The following is a 19,482-nucleotide window of genomic DNA, read 5'->3' as shown; positions in this document are numbered from 1 at the left end:
TGGTGCCGCAATGGAAGGTTTTTTGCAGCGGCGTTGCTGGCCGCCGCCTCATATAGCAAACCTTTTTCGCGACAGCGGCGCGGGTGGGCGGGAATCGCCTGATGACGCGGGAGATGCCGCTTCTCGCCGCATCCCGCTGCAGTGGCCCTCTAACCGCTTATCCGGCCATGGCTGGATTGAGGTCGACGAGCCGGTTGCTCATCACATAGAAGGTGAGTTCTGCGTTGTTGCGCAGCTTCATCTTTTCGAGCAGCCGCGTGCGGTACACGCTCACGGTCTTGACCGACAGCGATAGCGCATTGGCGATATCCGTCAGGCGCTTGCCCGAGGCGAGCATGCAGAGCGTCTGATATTCGCGGTCGGACAGCTTTTCGTGCGGCAACTGCTCGCCGTCGAACGAGACGTAATCGGCAAGCGCCTCGGCCATCGCCGGGCTGACGTATTTGCGTCCCGCCGCGACCTGCTGGATCGCGCCGATCATCTGCGCGGTGTCGACGGTCTTCGACAGGTAGCCGGCCGCGCCGGCCTTCAGCGCCCGGACCGCGTATTGGTCTTCGCGGTACATCGAGAACATCAGCACTGCCGCGCGCGGCGCCTTGCGCTTGAGGCGCTTGAGCACTTCGACGCCGTTCATGTCGGGCAGCGAGATATCGAGCAGGACGACGTCGTAGACGTGCTTGGCCACCGCTACGAGCGCTTCGGCGCCGGTTTCCGCTTCGGCCACCTCGAGCGCCACGCCCCGGTCCATCAACAGTTGCCGCACGCCTTGACGCACCACGGCGTGGTCGTCGACGAGCAGGATACGCAGGCTCATGTCGGCACGCTCACGAAGAGAAAGGCGCGGCGCCGGCCGCGACGCGGGCGGCACACGCGGCATCCGGCAGCATCGCATCCCATGCGAAACGCGCACGCACCGTTGTGCCGCGTGCATGCGTGCTGACGTCGTGGCGGCGGGTGCTGATCTGCACGCTGCCGTCGAACGCCGCACAGCGTGCGCGCATGCCGGCGAGGCCGAAATGGCCGCGGCGCGTACGGGTGCGTGGCGCGAGGCCGATGCCGTCGTCACTGACGACGAGGGTGAGGTGGCGGCGGCTCGCTTCAATGCGGACGTCCGCGGCGCCGGCGCGCGCGTGCTTGGCGATATTGTTCAAGGCTTCCTGAGCGACCCGGAAAATCGCCAGCGCGGCATCTGCCGGCAAGCGTGTGAGCCGGACGTCGGCGGGGCACACGAAGCTGGTACGCAATTGCGTGCGGGCCGCAAAGTCGCCGGTCCATTGCGACAGCGCGCCGACGATGCCGGCTTCGAGCGAAGGCGCGTGCAATTCGGCGACCGCATGGCGGGTGGCCTCACTGACGGCATTGAGCGAGTGACTGGCAACTTTGAGCGCAGCGGCGCATTGCGGCGGCGCATCGGCGGGCAGCCAGGTCTCGACACCGGCGAGCGCGAAGTGCGTCGCGGTCAGTTCGGCGCCGACGCTGTCGTGCAGTTCACGGGCCACGCGATGGCAGGCGGCTTCCTGAGCATGGACGAGTTCAGCGGACAGTTCGCGGATGCGGGTGCGCAGACGAGCGATTTCGCGCTCGGCGGGGTTGTCTTCACGCGACGCCTGGGTGGGCACATGCGCGGTGATCGGTACGACAATCGACGTATCCATGACTCTCCCGCTCAGGACGCTGCTCGCGCAGCAAACCGGGTGCGCTTCGACGGCGTGAAGACAAGGGAACTCATGCGAATCTCTGGCCTCGTGATGTGCCGTTGCGCGCGGCGGCGCGACGGACAAATCGCTACGGGGTAGCGTAACGAAATTTACATTCAGTAACAAATCGGATGTAACCCTGGTGGGGCGTTACAGCAACCGGTGATGCGCCGCGATCATATCCCAAAAAAAAGAAAAGAAGCAGATAGCACAAGGCTTCGCGTGGGTTTTTTGCGCCAGGAAATTGATCTGGTTGACATGTCGTATGCATTTTGCATGTAGGAAAAATGCTGACATCCAAGGTGAGGTCTTACGCAGCATTTGTAACTGCTGCTCTCCTGGCGCAAACCTTAACAGCACGATCGTTCTATTCTATGTATGCTTGGCCTTTATCGGTCGTATCGCGTTGCAGGCGTAGTTCATCTTTGACGCCCGGCGCCAGTTTCATCCCCTTACTCCGCGGAGAGACACCCCATGTCGTTGATCCTTTCCCGCCGTGACCTGAATTTCGTGCTGTATGAATGGCTCAAGGTCGAGCAGCTGACATGCATCGCGCGCTACGCCGATCACTCGCGCGAAACCTTCGACGCTGCGCTCGACACGTGCGAGAAGATCGCGACCAACCTGTTCGCCCCGCACAACAAGAAGAACGACCAGCACGAACCGCACTTCGACGGCGCAACGGTCACGGTGATCCCCGAAGTCGAAACGGCGCTGAAGGCCTTCTGCGAGGCCGGCCTGATGGCCGCTGGGCAGGACTACGAACTAGGCGGAATGCAACTCCCTCTGGTGGTCGAAAAGGCAGGTTTCGCGTGGTTCAAAGGCGCAAACATTGCTACGAGCGCCTATCCGTTTCTCACGATCGGCAACGCCAATCTGCTGCTCGCGCATGGCAGCGCGGCGCAGATCGACACGTTCGTGCTGCCGGAATTGCAGGGCCGTTTCTTCGGCACCATGTGCTTGTCCGAGCCGCAGGCGGGCTCGTCGCTGTCGGATATCTCCACCCGGGCAGACTATGAGGGCGATTCGCCGCTAGGCGCGCAATACCGTCTGCGGGGCAACAAGATGTGGATTTCCGGCGGTGAGCATGAGCTCGCCGACAACATCGTGCATCTGGTGCTCGCCAAGATTCCCGGCCCGGACGGCAAGCTGATTCCCGGCGTGAAAGGCATCTCGCTTTTCATCGTGCCCAAGTATCTGGTCAAGCCCGATGGCTCGCCCGGTGAGCATAACGACGTCGTGCTGGCCGGCCTGAACCACAAGATGGGCTATCGCGGCACGACCAACTGCCTGTTGAATTTCGGCGAAGGCACGAAATACACGCCGGGCGGCAAAGCCGGTGCGATCGGCTACCTGGTGGGCGAACCGCATCAGGGTCTGGCCTGCATGTTCCACATGATGAACGAGGCGCGCATCGGCGTGGGCCTCGGTGCGACCATGCTCGGCTATACGGGCTACCTGCATGCACTCGACTATGCGCGCAATCGTCCGCAAGGGCGGCCCATCGGCACTGGCGGCAAGGATCCCGCCACGCCGCAGGTGCGGCTCGTCGAACATGCCGATATCCGCCGCATGCTATTGGCGCAGAAGAGTTACGTCGAGGGCGGTCTCGCGCTGAACCTGTATTGCGCCCAACTGGTTGACGAAGCGCGCGCCCTCACTGATTCCGTCGAACAGGAGCGGATGGCGCTGCTGCTCGATCTCCTGACGCCGGTCGCCAAGAGCTGGCCGTCACAGTGGTGCCTGGAGGCCAACAATCTGGCCATTCAGGTTCACGGCGGCTACGGGTACACCCGCGAGTACAACGTCGAGCAGTTCTATCGCGACAATCGCCTCAATCCGATCCACGAAGGGACACACGGTATTCAGGGGCTCGACCTGCTGGGCCGCAAGGTCGTGGTGAAAGACGGCGCAGCCTTGCGGCTATTCACAGCACGGGTGGACGCGAGCATCGCACGCGCCGCCGGATGCGGCGATGCTGCGCTAGATGGGCACGCACAGGCGCTTTCCGCCTTCATGAAGCGTTTAGCAGAGGTCACCCGCATTGTGTGGTCCAGTGGCGACCTGAATCTGACGCTCGCCAACGCGACCGTCTACCTCGAAGCGTTCGGTCATATCGTGGTTGCGTGGATCTGGCTGGAGCAGGCCCTGGTGGCGCAGGCGGCGCTGCCGCAGGCCGTCGGCACGGATGGGGATTTCTATCGGGGCAAGCTGGCGGCGGCCGACTATTTCTTCCGCTGGGAATTGCCCAAGACCGGCCCGCAGCTGGACCTGCTGGCGTCGCTCGACCGCACCACACTGGATATGCAGGACACCTGGTACTGAGAGGAGAGGGGCCCGCCGGCAGACGCCGGATGGAAAACGCCGACCACGGCGGCGCGATCTCGATTTCTCATCCGGCAATCTGCCTCGACTGTTCAAGTAAGCCGCTAGCGCTTCACCAGCCGGTGAGCGCGCTGCGCCCGCGGAACGGGCGAGCGGCTGAGGTCCTACTTAGCCTACGAACGCCTTTTCGACGACGTAGTGGCCCGGCGAGTTATTGCTGCCTTCCTGAAAGCCCGCGTCGTCGAGCAGCTTGCGCGTGTCGCGCAGCATGTGCGGGCTGCCGCACAGCATGACGCGGTCGTTTTCCAGCGAGAAGCCCGGCACACCGAGGTCGGCAAACAGCTTTTCGGTTTCGATCAGTTCGGTGATCCGGCCGCGGTTCTGGAACGGTTCGCGCGTGACGGTGGGGTAATACAGCAGCTTTTCCTGGACCAGTTCGCCGAGGTGCTCGTGCGCCGGCAGGTGGTCCGTGATGTATTCCTTGTACGCCAGCTCGTCGACGAAACGGCAGGTGTGCGTGAGCACCACGCGCTCGTAACGGTCGTAAATGTCCGGATCCTTGATGATGGACATGAACGGCGCGAGGCCCGTGCCCGTGGACAGCAGCCACAGCGTCTTGCCCGGCAACAGGTTGTCCGCCATCAGCGTGCCGACCGGCTTCTTGCCGATCAGGACCTGGTCGCCCACCTTCAGATGCTGCAGGCGCGAGGTGAGCGGACCGTCCTGAACCTTGATGCTCAGGAATTCGAGGTGCTCTTCGTAGTTCGCGCTCGCGAGGCTGTAGGCGCGAATCAGCGGCTTGCCGTCGACTTCGAGGCCCACCATCGTGAACTGGCCATTTTCGAAGCGAAATGACGGATCGCGCGTGCAGGTGAAGCTGAACAGCGTATCGGTCCAGTGATGGACGCTCAGGACGGTTTGTGAATTCAGGTTGCTCATGGCTTCTTGGATGGTGCGAAAACAAAGACGGCCAGACGAATAGCCAGCCGGCACAGCAAGGGCGATGGATGCTGCGCTAACCCGCTGCCAACCCCATTGTTGACCGACTACTAAAGGAAAATGATGCGCAATCCGCTATTTTACCGCGCTTGCCGTCCGACGGTGGCGGCGCGGCGTCGAGCCTCTTCAAGCGGTTGCCGGACTTGCGGCTTCGGCGTCGGAACGGCACGCATCGGAGCACGTCGGCGGGGGTACAGCCGGGGTTCAGCAGCGGTACGGCGATGGGCGAAATTCGCATGGTGCGTTTCGCCGTCCGGTGACCGGATCGCGTTGCCGGTAGGCATGCGTCCTCACAACAAGTTTTTGGGATGATACAGAAACCCGTCGCGCAGCGCAGCATTGACCCTTCAGCCGAGACGGCAAAAGAGGCAAAAATGGTACGAAAGCGGGGGTTAACGGCTCGGAAATCGGCGGGAATGCTGTCTTTAGCCACCAACGCGGGTGGCGCTCCCCGGCGGGAATCCCTCCCTCAGCCCGCCACAGCCGCCGTGCGTTTTCGGCCCCGCTGCTTCAGCACGCGGGCCTGCATCACGATGACGGCCAGCAGGAACACGCCGCGAATCACCGATTGCCAGTACGCCGATAAGCTGATGAAGCCCAGGCCGTTTTCGAAGTTGAGCAGATTGAACACCAGACCGAGCAGCAGCACACCGGCGATCGTCATCGCAATCGAGCCTTCGCCGCCTGTCAGCAGGGTGCCGCCCAGCACCACGGCGGAGATCGCGAACAATTCCCAGCCGACCCCTTCGTTCGGCTGTCCGGCGCCGAACTGTGCGGCCAGAATCACGCCCGCCATGCCGGCCAGCAGTCCGCTCACGGCATAAGCCGTGACGAGGGTGCGGTCCACATTCAGTCCCATCAGGCGCGCCGCTTCCTCACTGCCGCCGATGGCGAGCGAATGTCGCCCGAAGCGCGTGCTGCGCAGCGCCAGCCACCCGGCCAGTGCCGCTACGGCCGCGACAATGCCAGGGATCGGCAGACCGAACAGATCACCCTGCCCGAAGTTGCCGAAATTCGAAGCGGCGTCAATCGACACCGCGTCGTTCTTGCCGAGCAGCAGCGCGACGCCGTGTGCGCCCAGACTGGTGGCAAGCGTCGTGATGAACGGCAGGATCTTCAGACGCGTGATGATGATGCCATTCAGCGCGCCAACCACCAGCCCCGCCACGGAGCCGGCCAGCACGGCGACCCAGCCGCCATAGGTGCTGGTGAGCGCGGCCACGATGCTGGACATCGCGGCCACCGTGCCCACCGAGAGGTCGATGCCGCCCGTGATGATCACGAACGCCATGCCGACCGAAATCAGCGCGAACATCGAGTTGTAGCGCCAGAACGAATTGATGTTGTAGGCCGAGCCGAAGTGTTCGTAACGCACGAGCCCGAGCACTACGAGTGCGACGAGCGCGAGCAGGATGGGGAGATTCTTTTTCATCGCATCGGGTCCGGAGTCTTGGAGAGCGCGGGCAGCGGGGTCATGTGGCTTTAGCGCGAGCGCCGTTGCACGTACACGGCGGCGATGATGATCGCCGCCTTGACGACCAGTGCGGCCGCATCGGGAATGCCGTGCGCGAGCAACGTATAACGCAGCAACTGGATGATGAGCGCGCCGATCAGCGTGCCGCCGATATACGCCTTACCGCCCGTCAGCGCGGTGCCGCCGACCGCCACGGCGGCGATCGCATCGAGTTCGCTGCCGAGCCCGACCACGTTCGCGTCTGACGAGGAATTCACCGAAATCGAAATCAGCCCCGCGAGGCCCGCCAGCGCCGCACATAGGGTGTAGGCGATCAGCTTGATGCGCGCGGTCGGCACGCCGCACAGGTAGGCGGCCTTTTCGTTGCCGCCGGTTATCAGCAGGTATTGGCCGAACAGCGTCTTGCGCACGACCCAGGCGAACAGCGCGACCAGCGCGAACATCAGCAGCACCTGGAACGGCACGCCGCCCACCTTGCCAAGCGCGATCCATTGGAACGCGGGATTGTTGAAGGCTTGCAGGCTGCCGTCGGTGACCACCTGGGCAATGCCGCGGCCGGCAATGAACAGCACCAGCGTGGCGACAATCGGCTGCACCGAGAGCTTCGTCACCAGCAGTCCGTTGAAGACGCCGCACGCGGCTGCCGCCAGGATAGGCAGGACGAACGCGAGGGCGATTCCGCCGGCGCCGGGGATGTTCATGAAGAGCATCGGCGCCAGCGCGCCGGAAATCGCCATGGACGCTCCCACCGAGAGATCGATGCCGCCCGTCGCGACCACCAGCGTCATGCCGATGCCGACGATCACGATCGTCACCACCTGCGTCAGGTTGACGTTGAAGGTTTGCAGCGACCAGAAGTGCTGCGTGAACAGCAGGTTGAACACCAGCATTGCCAGTAGCACGATGATTTCGCGCTGGATGGTGATGCGGTGGCGCTTCTTCTGTTGTTGCGCGGCTCCATCCGGTGCGGACAGCGGGGTTTGCGCGGCGAGCGGTTGCGCAGCTTGATTGCCTAATGACTTGAGCGACTTAAGCGCCATGACGGTCGCCCTCCAGCGCGTCTTCGATGTGGGCCGTGTGGGCCGCTTCCGCGATTTGCGAAGAGCCATCGCTGCCGTACGCGATGGCATCCATGATGCTGCTCTCGCTCATTTGCGCGCCGTTCAGTTCGGCGACGGTGCGGCCGTCGCGAATCACCACGGCGCGATCCGCCACGGCGGTGAGCTCTTCCAGTTCCGAGGCGGACAGCAGGACGGCGAGCCCGGCATCGCGCAGTTCGCGCACGATTTTCGCGACGTCCGCTTTGGCGCCGACATCGATGCCGCGGGTCGGCTCGTCGAGTAGCAGCAGCGACGGCTCGGCTGCGAGCCACCGCGCGAGCAGCACCTTCTGCTGGTTGCCGCCCGACAGTTCGCGAATCGGTTGATCCGGTGAGCGCAGCTTGATACCGAGCGAGGCGATGAACCGGTCCACGATGGCCTGCTGCTTTTTGACGTCCACGACACCGTGTTTGGCCAGCGTGCGCAGGCACACGAGCGTGAGGTTGTCGCGCACTGACAGTTCAGGGACGATACCGTCGCCTTTGCGGTCTTCGGTGAGGTAGGCGAGGCCGCGCGCAATCGCATCCTGCGGTGACTTGAGCGCGACGGTTTCGCCGCCGACGGCAAGCGTGCCCTGTTCGAGTGGGTCGGCGCCGAACATCAGCCGCATCGTCTCCGTGCGGCCCGAGCCGAGCAGGCCGGCGAGGCCCACGGCTTCTCCTGCGTGCACTTCGAGCGAAACGTCGCTCACCTTTGGATGGGCGCTGAGGTTGTGCGCCGCCATGACCTGCGCGCCGCGGCGCGCGAGATTGGCTTCGCGCGCGGCGGCGTCTTCCTGGACGACGGCGGCCAGCGTGCGGCCGAGCATCGTCGTGACGAGCTGCAGCTTGTCCATCTCGGCCATCGTGCTTTGGGCGACGGTCTGGCCGTCGCGCATCACCGTGACGCGGTCGCACAGCGCGTAGAGTTCATCGAGCCGGTGCGAGACGAAAATCACCGCGCGGCCGTCGTCGCGCAGCTTGCGCACCACGGTGAACAGCAGTTCCACTTCCCGTTCGTCGAGCGACGAGGTGGATTCGTCCATGATCACCATTTTTGCGTCTGACGATACCGCGCGAGCGAGCGCCACCATCTGCTGGATCGCAGTCGAATAGCTGCGCACGGGTTTCTTCACATCGATCTGCAAGCCGAACGAATCGAGCAGCGCGGCGGCGCGCTGCTGTACCGCGCGCCAGTCGATCAGGCCATAGCGGCGGGGTTCGCGGCCGAGAAAAATGTTCTCCGCCACCGAGCGGAACGGCACCAGGTTGATCTCCTGGTAGATCGTGCTGATGCCCGCTTCACGCGCTTCCTTCGGCGTGCGGAAATCGATCTCGCGGCCTTCGAAGCGCACTGTCCCACCGCCGCGCCGATACGCGCCGGTGAGAATCTTGATCATGGTGGATTTGCCGGCGCCGTTCTGGCCGATCAGCGCATGCACTTCGCCCGCGGCGACGCTCAGATTCGCGTTGCGCAGGGCGGGCACGCCGCCGAAACTGATCTGGATGTCCTGCATCTCCAGGAGCGGCGAACGCCCGGCGCTCGGAGACGGCGGTGTGGGGCTGCCGGATTGCGTCACGTCTATTCTCCTGCTGCAGATGCTGTACGGCGGGCGGCGGAGCGGCTCGCGCCACCTTCCCATAGTAGTGCGTAAGACAAAGCGAAGCGACGGCCCGTCGTGGCACGGGCACGTCGCTCCGAACCCTTCCCGTCCCCCTCGGAGACGGAAGGGAGACGTCCTGCGGGATGCCCCCAAATCTTCAGAGCTGACCTCCTCCGGAGGCGGGGACTTGCTGCGCTGAGTGCGTCGGCCTCAATAGCCGTATTGCATGTTCTGCTGCACGTTGCTCTTGTCGTAGAAGCGGTCCGACACCTTCACCCAGGTCGGGATCTTTTCGCCCTTTGCGAATTTCTGCGCGACGTCGCAGGCGAGCGGGCCGAAGAACGGGCTCGACTGTACGCTTGCGCCGAGTTCGCCGGCGGCAATGGCGTCCATGCCGCCCTTGGTGCCGTCGATCGTGACGATCTGGATGTCCTTGCCCGGTTGCTTGCCGGCGGCCTTGATCGCGGCGATCGCGCCCAGTGCCATTTCGTCGTTATGCGCGTAGACGGCGGTTACGTCCGGGTGCGCCTGCAGCAAGGTTTCCATCACCTGACGGCCCTTGTCGCGCGAGAAATCGCCGTCCTGCGAAGCGATGATCTGCATGTCCGGGTGCTTCGCGATCACGTCGTCGAAACCCTTCTTGCGATCGTTGGCAGCGGACGCGCCTGTCGTACCTTCGAGCTCGATGATCTTGGCCTTGCCGTTGGTGGCTTTCACCAGCCAGTCGGCGGCGCGTTGGCCCTGGTTGATAAAGTCGGAGCCGATGAAGGTGATGTAGTCCGTGCCAGGCTTGGCTACCGAGTGATCGACGTCACGGTCCACCAGAATCACCGGAATGCCGGCCTTCTTCGCCTGCAGCACGACCGGCGAGAGCGGCTTTTCTTCACGCGGCGGGAACACCAGCAGATCGACGTGCTGCGCGATCATGTTCTGGATATCCGAGACCTGCTTCGCGTTTGAGCCGTTCGCATCAGTCATGACCAACTGCCAGCCGCACTTGGCGGCGGTGTCCTTCATGCTCTTGGTTTCCGCGAGACGCCACGGATTGTTGCTTTCGGTCTGCGCGAAGCCGACCTTCAGCGGGGTCTTGTTGGGGATCTTGGGCAGGGCAGCGTCGTCGGCGTGGGCCGTCGCGACGCCAAAACCAAGAGCCAATGCCACAAGAGATGCAGCCAGCGGGGATGCGGTCAGCCGACGACCTTGACCACGCAATTGCCGTTCGAGCGATGCCATGTCTTCCTCCAGTACCTGGTGAGGTAGGTGTATTTGCTTTTTGGTGTTTCGCCTGCCGGTCGGCACCTGCGCACCGATGACCGGACGTGCTGATTATTCCACTCGGAATTATTATCGGTCAATCACTAATAATATTAATTATGGGCTGTTTTGCCTCGGTGATTACCCTCACTGAGGCGCGTTCGACGAGCGGACCGTCGAGCTTCACCATGCGATGCCGCACCGGCGCGCCGGCGGCACGGTTCTGTTCTTCCTGCAACAGCGTTTCGACCGCCCAGCGGCCGAGCTCGTAGTTCGGCAGCACGACGGTGGACAACGCCGGGTGAGTGTGACGGGCGATCTCCTGGTCGTCGTAACCGAGCACGGAAACGTCTTCGGGAACCCGCAGGCCGAGTTGCTTGATGGCTTCGATCGCGCCGAGCGCGGTCAGGTCGTTGGCGCAAAAGATCGCGGTCGGCGCATTGGGCTCGCGCATCAGCGAGAGCGTCTGTTCGAAGCCGAGGCCCGAGCTCCAGTCGCCGTCGCGCACCAGTTCGGGGGCGAATGGCAGATCAGCGGTCGCGAGCGCGGTGCGATAGCCCTTGAGACGGTCTTTCGACGCGTCCTGCCACGGCTCGCCATTGATGTAGCCGATGCGCCGGTGGCCGGCATTGAGCAGGAACTCGGTGGCGATATGGCCGCCCGCCACTTCGGCTGGCACCACTGACGACTGGCCGCCTTCGCTCGTGTAGCAGTTGAGCAGCACAGTCGGCACGCGCGACAGCGCGGCCGGCAGGCTCACCTTGCGCGTGTAGACCGTGGCGTAGATCACGCCAAAGAGATGCGGGTTCGACAGCGTGGTCTCGAGCACCTGTTGTTCGATGTCCGCATTGCCGTGGGTCGAGTAGACCGCGAGCATCTTGCCGCTTGCGTAGGCGGCGTCGCGCGCGCCGTCGATGTTGACGACCGGATGCGGGCTCGTCGAGATTTCGTCGGCGAGATAGACGATCAGGTTGCGTTCGTCCTTGGAGGCGAGCACCGGTTCGCGCGGCGAGAGCCGGTAGCCGAGGTCATGCGCCGCCTTGAGCACTTTGTTGCGGGTGGCTTCGGAGAATTTCGCCCCCGTCGCGTTGTTCAGGACAAGTGAGACCGTCGATTGCGACACGCCGGTGAGCTTGGCGATGTCGGTCATCGTAGGGCGGCGTTGAGTCGATTTTTTCATTGTGCGGGCCGCGCTGGAGCGGTGGCAAAAGCAGGGAATGCCAAGGGCATGATCGTGCTGACGGTACCACTAATAATATGCGGTGGGCAACGCGCAAAAACCCGTCATTTGGGACGTCTGACGGGGGTTTATATCAATGGGATTCTGCACTAAATATTACTAATAATATTGACCTGAAGGTTGTGACGTGCGATTCTCGGTCGCGCGGGGCCATGTTGGCCGCGTTCCGCCCCAAGGCCCTTCTTATCCTCACCATGCGCGATGTTTCCTTGAATCCGATCCGGCCAGCCGCGACAAAAGCGTTCCAGCTCGACGATCCCGCGTTGATTGCGTTGGCGAGCGGCACAATGCGCCTATTGGTTGCGCCACACGTCGGCGGTGCGATCGCGGCGTACTACGAGGTCGCGGCCGCCGGGCCGGTGCATTGGCTGCGGCCCGCCACCGAGGCGGCGCTCGCCGAACGCGATCCGCTGCGCATGGCGAGCTTTCCGCTGCTGCCGTATTGCAACCGCATTCGCGATGCGCGCTTCGAATTCAACGGCCAAACCGTCGATCTTGCCGGCGACGGCAACCTCTTTGCCCACGCATTGCACGGCCACGCATGGCGTCGCCCCTGGCGGGTCGGTGCGCGTACGGGGAGTTCGGTCGAACTGCACTTCGAGCACGAGCCGGATCCACACGCGCCGGGCGACTGGCCGTTTCGCTACCGCGCAATGCAACGGATCGAACTGGCCGGGGACACGCTGCGGGTGACCTTGTCTGCGCACAATCTGGCTGAACGGCCGATGCCGTTCGGCATGGGACATCACCCGTATTACCCGCGTACCGCCAGCACGCGCGTGTATGCGCAAGTGCAGGGCATGTGGCATGCCGATGGCGAGGTGCTGCCGACGCACCTCGGCCCGCATCCCGCGGTCGACGCCATGCGCGAAGGGATGTCCGCCGATGCGTTCGATCTCGACAACAACTTCGCGGGTTGGTCGCGCAGCGCGACCATTGCGTGGCCCGATGAAGGCCGTCAACTGACGTTGACGGCGCAAGCGCCGTTCGATCATATGGTGGTGTTTGCGCCAGCGAGCGAAGCGCTGTTGTGCGTCGAACCGGTGACGAACACCACCGATTGCTTCAACGCCACGGACACGCGCGATCATGTAGGCGGGTGTGTGCTGATGCCTGATGAGCAGATCACGGCGACCGTGCATTGGACGCCGCAGCGCGTTTAAAGGGCAGCGCTGCGCGCGCTATTCGACTCGCAAGCGCGCCATATACGGCAAATGATCCGACAGCCACGCGGTCTCCTGCGTCGGCTGGATCCACTCAACCGGCTTCATGCCGCGCACGAACATCTTGTCGAGCGCGAGCGCCGGTGAAAACGCCGGGAAGGTCCGCCCGGATTCGCCGAGCAAAGTCGCCACTTCATACAGACCGTGTTCGCCGAAGAGCGGTACGGAATCGTTGCGCCAATCGTTGAAGTCGCCTGCGAGCACGAGCGGCCCTTGCGGCGCTTCTTTCGCAATCCAGTGAGCAATCCAGTTCATTTGCCGCAGACGGGCCGCGCGCGTGAGCGCGAGATGCGCACACAGCAGCGTCACCGAATGGCCGCCGAAGGTGGCCCGTGCCACCAGCAGACCGCGCTTCTCGAAGCGGTGCGCGGAGATGTCCCAACGGCCGCCGAGATCGAGCGGATGCGGTGACAGGATCGCATTGCCGTGCCGCCACGACGGCTTGAAGACATTCGGCCCAAGGGCGATCTGCAACTCCAGCGAGCGGGCGATTTCGGTGGCCTGGCAATGCCAGATATCGTCGACCGGATCGCGCAGCGGCGCGCCGAAACTACTCGACAGCACCGGCGCCGGCATGCGCCGCGCCATCGCTTCCTGCAGAAAGTAGGCGTCGGCGTGGGTTGACTGCACCCAGCGCTGCATCGCCTGCCAAGCCTGGAAGCCAAGCGGCGTGCGCCCCTTGTGCAGGTTCCAGCTGACCGCGATGAAGTCTTTCGGTTGCACGCTCTCGCGGATGAGTTCTTCGGGGTTTCGCATGCCGCTTGGTCCACGGTGTTCGTTGATATCAGGGCTAATTGGCAAGGCTGGCACGGATTCGATACACGAGGTTCGGATTCTTGTCGACGATCTGCCAGGTGGCCCATTGACCGGACGCCACTTGCAGGCCCGGATGATTGGCGCTCACCTGGCGTGGCTGCGGCGGCAGCTTGCAACCGGTATCGGTTTTTGGAGCGCTGTCGTCTTCAAGGGTTTCCTGTGCGTCGATGGCGAGCGTCACCTGGTTCGCGTCGGCCTGGATCGGCGAGATCGTGAGCGTGCGCGACAGATCGATACTGCCGCCGGGCGCATCCTTGCACCCGACGTTGTGCTGCACCACCTGATGGTGCGTGTCGGTGCGCGCCTGGCCGACCGTCGTCGTGCCTTCGAAGGCGTCGATCTGCTGGCCGTCGCGCATCACCTGCAACTGCCATTGCACGGCCTGCTGGGCGGCAGGCTGCTGTGCCTGAGCGAGTAACGACGTGCTCAACAGCACGGCGACGAGACTGGATTTCCACATAGTTGAAGGCTCTCCCGGAGCGCTGCGTCCGAAGGATGACAGGGGCCCATCTTACGCCTGATGCGCGCAACGTCTTTCTGACACCGATGTGGGGGCCAGGTTCAGCAACAATCCATTTCACATGGGGATGAGATCGGTCCATTCAACCGGGCGTGGACCAAGGCCCGGATGCGGGTGTTAGCAGCAGACCCGCATGGCTGCTCGCTTGCGCGCGAATATGGCCTCGTTACACTGGACTTGAAACGGCGCCTCATCGGTGCCGTAGCCGCAAGACCAGCACGACGGGGTGAGCTATGACAACAGCAATGGTCAAACAGGAAATCGCGGTGGCGTCGTTCAGTAAGGTGTATGACCTCGATCGGGTCGAAACCGCGCTGAACGATCTCGGCGACGGCGCTAACGAGGCATTGCGCACTACCTACGAAAAGATGCTAAAGATCGGCAATCTGCGCTTTTGCGTGAAGCCGAACCGGATGCCCTCTATCGACGATCTGGTCGAGGCGTTGCCCAACTTCAGCGAGCCACTGGACGATGTGCGCAAGCAGGTGGCGCTGTGCCTCGAGACCGAGGATCGGCTGGAGCTAATGCCGATCCTGCTGCTTGGTGACCCCGGCATCGGCAAGACGCATTTTGCGAAGCAACTTGCGCGGCTGCTCGGCACGTCGTATCACTACGTCGCGATGAGTTCGCTGACGGCGGGCTGGATTCTCTCGGGCGCATCGTCGCAATGGAAAAATGCCAAGCCCGGCAAGGTCTTCGATGCGCTCGTGCATGGGAGCTATGCGAACCCCGTAATTGCCGTCGACGAAATCGACAAGGCGACTGGCGACTCACAATACGATCCACTCGGCGCACTGTATGCGTTGCTGGAACACGACACGGCGCAAACTTTCATCGATGAATTCGCCGAGATTCCGATCAACGCGGGTCACGTCATCTGGATTGCGACAGCGAACGACGAGCGCTCGATTCCCGAGCCGATCCTCAACCGGATGAACGTCTACGAAATCCCGCCGCCGGATCACGATGGCGCGAGGCGGATCGCGCAATCCATCTACGATGAAATCCGCTCGGCGCATGGCTGGGGACTGCGCTTTCCTGGCGAACTGGGCGACGCCGCGCTCGATGCACTGAAACACGCGTCGCCGCGGGAAATGCGCCGCGCAATCCTGAACGGCTTCGGGGCGGCACGGATCGGAGGCCGCGATTGGATTAGCGCGGACGACATCCGGCTCGATTACGGCAACCGGCGCAAACCGATTGGCTTTTGAACGGCGCAAGCCGTTCTGCGGCAACACAGAACCGCCTTCGGGCGGTTTTTTTGTTTGGCGCGCTAACCTGGCCTGGACTGTAGAGATCCTCGCCGCAGCCAGGCGCACGGGCGCCGTGATTGTTCTCCCGAATGCAACTGTAAATTGGCTTAATCAGAATAGTTTTTCGATAGTCGTGACCTACACTGGGTTATCTCGAAATGCAGCGGCGCGCGACGGCGGCGCTTCATCTCAGACTCGATTCACCGGTACTGACGAATCTGGAACCCATCATGAAACTCGCCCCTTTTGCTGCTTTGTTGATTTCCGCTGCCGTTGCGGTGCCCGCTTTCGCCAGCGGCGATGATGCTGCCGCCGTGAACAATGGCCCGAAGACCCGTGCCGAGGTGAAGGCTGAACTGGCGCAAGCGCGCGCCAACGGTGAACTGAGCATGAACCCGAACGATCCGGCGTATCCCGCGCAGTTCGCCACCGGCGGCTATACCGTGCCGCGTGTACAGATCAATACGGCGCGAACCAGCGCCGAGCGGGATGCTTCGCTCAATCGCGCCACCGTCCAGAACTAACGCGCCGGCACACGCTGCCGCCCCCTTGGGCAGACGCACGCACACACGTAAGCAGACAGACGCAACGACCGCAATCCCAAACCCGCCCAAAACGCCTGCACCCGCCCTCCGCTTCTGAGAAGCGAGCGCCTCGTCCCTCGACGGCGTACACTGAAGCCGTGCGGCACACAGAATCAACACGCAGAATCAGGACTGGTTCCCGATCCGATGCCCGCAGTCGTTGCGACTGCGGGCATTCGTTTCTGTACCGCGTCGTACAATTTTGTCATGTGTGCAGGATGCGTTCGACAGCGAGCGGCGAGCCGTATCAAACGGCCGCATCCTGTCTTCAACGAGGCAGCGCGCGGTGCGGTAAGCCGCGTCAAGGGACATGGATCAGATCGAATGTGTAGTGATTGGCGCCGGCGTTGTGGGCCTGGCGGTGGCGCGCGCTCTCGCGGCGCGCGGTCATGAAGTGATCGTGCTGGAAGCGGCCGAGGCCATCGGCGTCGGCACCAGTTCACGCAATAGCGAAGTGATTCACGCAGGCATCTACTATCCGCGCGGCTCAGTGAAGGCAGCGCTGTGCGTGCGCGGCCGCGAGATGCTGTACGACTACTGCGAGCAACACGGCGTGCCGCATTCGCGTTGCGGCAAGTTGCTCGTGGCAACCTCGCGCAACCAGATTCCGCAGCTTGAAAGCATCATGGCGCGCGGCAAGGAAAACGGCGTGCTCGACCTGATGCGCATTAGCGGCGCTGAGGCGCAGGCGCTGGAGCCGGCACTCGAATGCGTCGAGGCGGTGTTCTCGCCGCGCACCGGGATTGTCGACAGTCATCAACTGATGCTGGCCATTCAGGGCGACGCCGAACGCGATGGCGCGGTGTGCGCATTCCATGCACCGGTCGAGGCGATCGAGTCGAGCAACGGACGCTTCGTGGTGAAGGTCGGCGGTGCAGCGCCTACGACGATCAGCGCGGCATGTGTGATCAATAGCGCCGGGCTGCAGGCCAATGCACTAGCCCGGAAGATTCGCGGACTCGACGCGCGCCATGTGCCGCCGCTTTATCTGGCGCGTGGCAACTACTTCAGCATCTCGGGGCGCGCGCCCTTTAGCCGGCTCATCTATCCGATGCCGAACGAGGCGGGGCTCGGCGTGCATCTGACCATCGATCTCGGCGGCCAGGCGCGCTTCGGTCCGGACGTCGAATGGGTCGACGCGATCAACTACGACGTCGATCCTCGTCGGGCGGAATCCTTCTATGCAGCGATTCGCGCCTATTGGCCCGCTTTGCCTGACGGCGCGCTGCAACCGGCGTATGCCGGCATTCGCCCCAAGCTCTCGGGTCCCGGCGAACCCGCTGCCGACTTCGTGATTCAGGGACCGGCCGCGCATGGCGTTCGTGGCCTCGTCAACCTGTTCGGGATCGAATCGCCAGGGCTGACCGCGTGCCTCGCGATCGCGCAGCGTGTCTGCGAACTGGCGGGGCGGACTTAGTCAGATAGCGCGACAAATGCGGCGATGGGCCGCAGTACCGATTCGCTTATGTCTATCATTTGAGCCGTCACGTATGGGGGCTTCGTTGCTATGCTTGGGGATCGCTGTCGTTAGAACGGCGTTTGGTCCAATACAAATGGAGTGAGTCCCCATGAAATCATCCCGTCGTAGCTTTTTGATTACGAGCATCGGCGTCGCGTCGACGCTCGCGTTGTCGCGCCAGGCCTTCGCCGACCCAGCCAAAGTCACCGAAGCCGATCCGACCGCTCAGGCGCTCGGCTACAAGCAGGACGCCACGCAGGTCGACAAGGCCAAGTACGCCAAGTACGCCGCCGGCCAGGACTGCGGCAACTGCAGCTTCTACCAGGGCAAGGGCGCCGATCCGTGGGGCGGCTGCCCGATGTTTGCCGGCAAGCAGGTCTCCGCCAAGGGTTGGTGCAGCGCATACAACAAGAAGGCTTGAGATCCCGCTCGGGCCGTGTGCCAAAGCTGTCGCGCCAAATGCGCTGCAGCATGGCCGCGCGGTCCTCCCGGTGGTTGATCAAGGCGTCGGCCGCGGCAAGCGACCGGCGCCTTTTTCACCTTGAAACCAGCTACAGCGATCTTTACACTCGCAATGCATTTGGCATGGCGGCAGCGCGTCGTTTCGTCGAGCGGCTCGCCTTCAAGACAGCACGCGACACCTTTCGAAGGGTGGAGATCCTGATGGCAGCATCCAAGAGCCTCAACACGCGAGCGGTGGCTGCAGCCGTGATCGGCAATGCGCTCGAGTGGTACGACTTCACGGTATTCGGCCTGATGACCGTGGTGATCGCCGAGCGCTTCTTCCCCTCCAGCAGCGATTACTCGTCGCTGCTTCTCACCACCGCGAGTTTTGGTGTCGCGTTCGTCATGCGGCCGATCGGCGGCATCGTGCTTGGACTCTATGCGGATCGTGCTGGGCGCAAGGCGGCATTGTCGCTGGTGATCGCGCTGATGACGCTCGGCATCCTGTTGCTGGCGGTGGCGCCGCCGTATTCCGCAATCGGCATCGGCGCGCCGCTGATGATCGTGCTGGGGCGTCTCTTGCAGGGCTTCTCGGCCGGCGGCGAATTCGGCAGCTCGACCGCACTCCTGATCGAAGCCGCACCGTTTCTCGAAGCGCGGCTTTTACGGTAGTTGGCAGATGGCGAGCCAGGCGGCGGCGCTGCTGATCGGTGCCGCAGTGGGCGCACTGATTACGCACGGATTGTCGCCCGACGCACTCAAGTCGTGGGGCTGGCGCGTGCCTTTCGTGCTCGGCCTTGTGATCGGCCCGATCGGCTTTTATATCCGCCGCCACCTCGCCGATTCGGAAGCGTTTCTGCATGCCCAAAAGACAGCCCGCCGCGCGACGCTGCGTGAAGTGCTCACGAGCCATAGCCGCGAGGTGGTGTGCGGACTGGGCACGGTCATCGCATTGACGGTCACCATCTACGTGTTGATCAACTATCTGCCCACCTTCGCGGTGAATCAACTCAAGCTGCCGTATGCGCAGTCGTTCTATGCGGTGATCATCGGCAATCTGCTGCTTATGGTGCTCTCGCCGCTGACCGGTGCGTTGTCGGACCGCATCGGCCGCAAAGGGTTGTCGATGTGGTCGCTCGTGCTGACCCTCGCGATCATCTATCCGCTGTTTTCGTGGCTTGCGGCAGCACCGAGCGTGTCGAAGCTGATTCTGGTGCAGGCCATCCTCTCGATCACGCTGTCCGGCTACTACGGTCCATTCGGCGCGCTGATCGCCGAACTGTTTCCCGCCAACGTGCGCTCCACCGGACTCTCTCTCGCGTACAACATTGCGGTGATGCTGTTCGGCGGCTTCGGTCAGTTCATCGTTACCTGGCTTACCAAAACAACTGGCTCACCGATTGCGCCGACCTACTACGTGATGGGTGGACTCGCGTTATCGATCGTTGCGCTCGCCTATATTCCTGGCATGCGCCATGCCGATCTCGACGCGCGCCGCAAGCACGCCTGAGT

16 protein-coding genes and 1 pseudogene are annotated in these 19,482 nt (G+C 63.1%); 7 read left to right on the top strand and 10 right to left on the bottom strand.

Annotation, left to right across the window (positions count from 1 at the left end; translation table 11 throughout):
* Positions 1 to 157: 157 nt before the first annotated feature.
* Both rqpR and P3T40_RS03170 read right to left on the bottom strand, forming a co-directional pair.
* Entirely contained in the window at positions 158 to 814 is a 657-nt protein-coding gene (gene rqpR / locus P3T40_RS03175; protein WP_429266231.1) for a response regulator transcription factor RqpR, read from the bottom strand.
* Between the two features lie 10 nt (positions 815 to 824).
* Positions 825 to 1,655, bottom strand: coding sequence for a sensor histidine kinase (locus tag P3T40_RS03170; protein ID WP_429266230.1), 831 nt, complete (start codon positions 1,653 to 1,655; stop codon positions 825 to 827).
* A gap of 516 nt (positions 1,656 to 2,171) precedes the next feature.
* On the opposite strand from P3T40_RS03170, the gene P3T40_RS03165 reads away from it, so the two are divergent.
* The gene (locus P3T40_RS03165; protein ID WP_429266229.1) at positions 2,172 to 4,022 is read left to right on the top strand and encodes an acyl-CoA dehydrogenase; all 1,851 of its coding nucleotides are present in this window, start codon (positions 2,172 to 2,174) and stop codon (positions 4,020 to 4,022) included.
* Positions 4,023 to 4,190: 168 nt separating this feature from the next.
* Here the strand turns inward: P3T40_RS03165 and P3T40_RS03160 are convergent, their stop codons facing one another.
* The 6 genes from P3T40_RS03160 to P3T40_RS03135 form a co-directional block, all read right to left on the bottom strand.
* Positions 4,191 to 4,961 (bottom strand): ferredoxin--NADP reductase, encoded by a 771-nt coding sequence (locus P3T40_RS03160; protein ID WP_429266228.1) that lies wholly within the window; start codon positions 4,959 to 4,961, stop codon positions 4,191 to 4,193.
* Between the two features lie 529 nt (positions 4,962 to 5,490).
* A complete protein-coding gene (locus tag P3T40_RS03155) occupies positions 5,491 to 6,453 on the bottom strand; it encodes an ABC transporter permease (RefSeq protein ID WP_429266227.1) in 963 nt (320 codons plus the stop codon).
* 50 nt (positions 6,454 to 6,503) lie between these two features.
* Entirely contained in the window at positions 6,504 to 7,535 is a 1,032-nt protein-coding gene (locus tag P3T40_RS03150; RefSeq protein ID WP_429266226.1) for an ABC transporter permease, read from the bottom strand.
* Complete coding sequence (locus tag P3T40_RS03145; protein ID WP_429266225.1) at positions 7,525 to 9,153, bottom strand: sugar ABC transporter ATP-binding protein; 1,629 nt, start codon at positions 9,151 to 9,153, stop codon at positions 7,525 to 7,527. The genes P3T40_RS03150 and P3T40_RS03145 overlap by 11 nt, the downstream gene beginning before the upstream one ends.
* A gap of 234 nt (positions 9,154 to 9,387) precedes the next feature.
* Positions 9,388 to 10,410, bottom strand: coding sequence for an ABC transporter substrate-binding protein (locus P3T40_RS03140; RefSeq protein WP_429266224.1), 1,023 nt, complete (start codon positions 10,408 to 10,410; stop codon positions 9,388 to 9,390).
* Positions 10,411 to 10,528: 118 nt separating this feature from the next.
* Complete coding sequence (locus tag P3T40_RS03135; protein ID WP_429266597.1) at positions 10,529 to 11,581, bottom strand: LacI family DNA-binding transcriptional regulator; 1,053 nt, start codon at positions 11,579 to 11,581, stop codon at positions 10,529 to 10,531.
* A gap of 284 nt (positions 11,582 to 11,865) precedes the next feature.
* Here P3T40_RS03135 and P3T40_RS03130 point away from each other — a divergent pair, with 284 nt between their 5' ends.
* The gene (locus P3T40_RS03130; protein ID WP_429266596.1) at positions 11,866 to 12,834 is read left to right on the top strand and encodes an aldose 1-epimerase; all 969 of its coding nucleotides are present in this window, start codon (positions 11,866 to 11,868) and stop codon (positions 12,832 to 12,834) included.
* An 18-nt stretch (positions 12,835 to 12,852) separates the two neighbouring features.
* Here P3T40_RS03130 and P3T40_RS03125 read toward each other — a convergent pair whose 3' ends face one another.
* Positions 12,853 to 13,650 carry an endonuclease/exonuclease/phosphatase family protein gene (locus P3T40_RS03125; RefSeq protein WP_429266223.1) on the bottom strand — a complete coding sequence of 266 codons (798 nt, stop codon included), beginning with the start codon at positions 13,648 to 13,650 and terminating at the stop codon, positions 12,853 to 12,855.
* Positions 13,651 to 13,684: 34 nt separating this feature from the next.
* Entirely contained in the window at positions 13,685 to 14,170 is a 486-nt protein-coding gene (locus tag P3T40_RS03120; RefSeq protein ID WP_429266222.1) for a hypothetical protein, read from the bottom strand.
* A gap of 293 nt (positions 14,171 to 14,463) precedes the next feature.
* On the opposite strand from P3T40_RS03120, the gene P3T40_RS03115 reads away from it, so the two are divergent.
* The 5 genes and pseudogenes from P3T40_RS03115 (at position 14,464) to P3T40_RS03095 (ending at position 19,480) form a co-directional block, all read left to right on the top strand.
* The gene (locus P3T40_RS03115) at positions 14,464 to 15,441 is read left to right on the top strand and encodes an AAA family ATPase (protein WP_429266221.1); all 978 of its coding nucleotides are present in this window, start codon (positions 14,464 to 14,466) and stop codon (positions 15,439 to 15,441) included.
* A gap of 272 nt (positions 15,442 to 15,713) precedes the next feature.
* Complete coding sequence (locus P3T40_RS03110) at positions 15,714 to 16,007, top strand: DUF4148 domain-containing protein (protein ID WP_429266220.1); 294 nt, start codon at positions 15,714 to 15,716, stop codon at positions 16,005 to 16,007.
* A gap of 370 nt (positions 16,008 to 16,377) precedes the next feature.
* A complete protein-coding gene (locus tag P3T40_RS03105) occupies positions 16,378 to 17,484 on the top strand; it encodes an NAD(P)/FAD-dependent oxidoreductase (protein ID WP_429266219.1) in 1,107 nt (368 codons plus the stop codon).
* Positions 17,485 to 17,635: 151 nt separating this feature from the next.
* Positions 17,636 to 17,947: a high-potential iron-sulfur protein gene (locus P3T40_RS03100; RefSeq protein WP_429266218.1), complete on the top strand. Its 312-nt coding sequence runs from the start codon at positions 17,636 to 17,638 to the stop codon at positions 17,945 to 17,947.
* A 242-nt stretch (positions 17,948 to 18,189) separates the two neighbouring features.
* Positions 18,190 to 19,480: pseudogene (locus P3T40_RS03095) on the top strand (MFS transporter).
* Positions 19,481 to 19,482: the final 2 nt, after the last annotated feature.

Source organism: Paraburkholderia sp. EB58, assembly GCF_050436665.1.
GTDB lineage: Bacteria > Pseudomonadota > Gammaproteobacteria > Burkholderiales > Burkholderiaceae > Paraburkholderia.
This window is presented reverse-complemented; position numbering and strand designations above follow the sequence as displayed.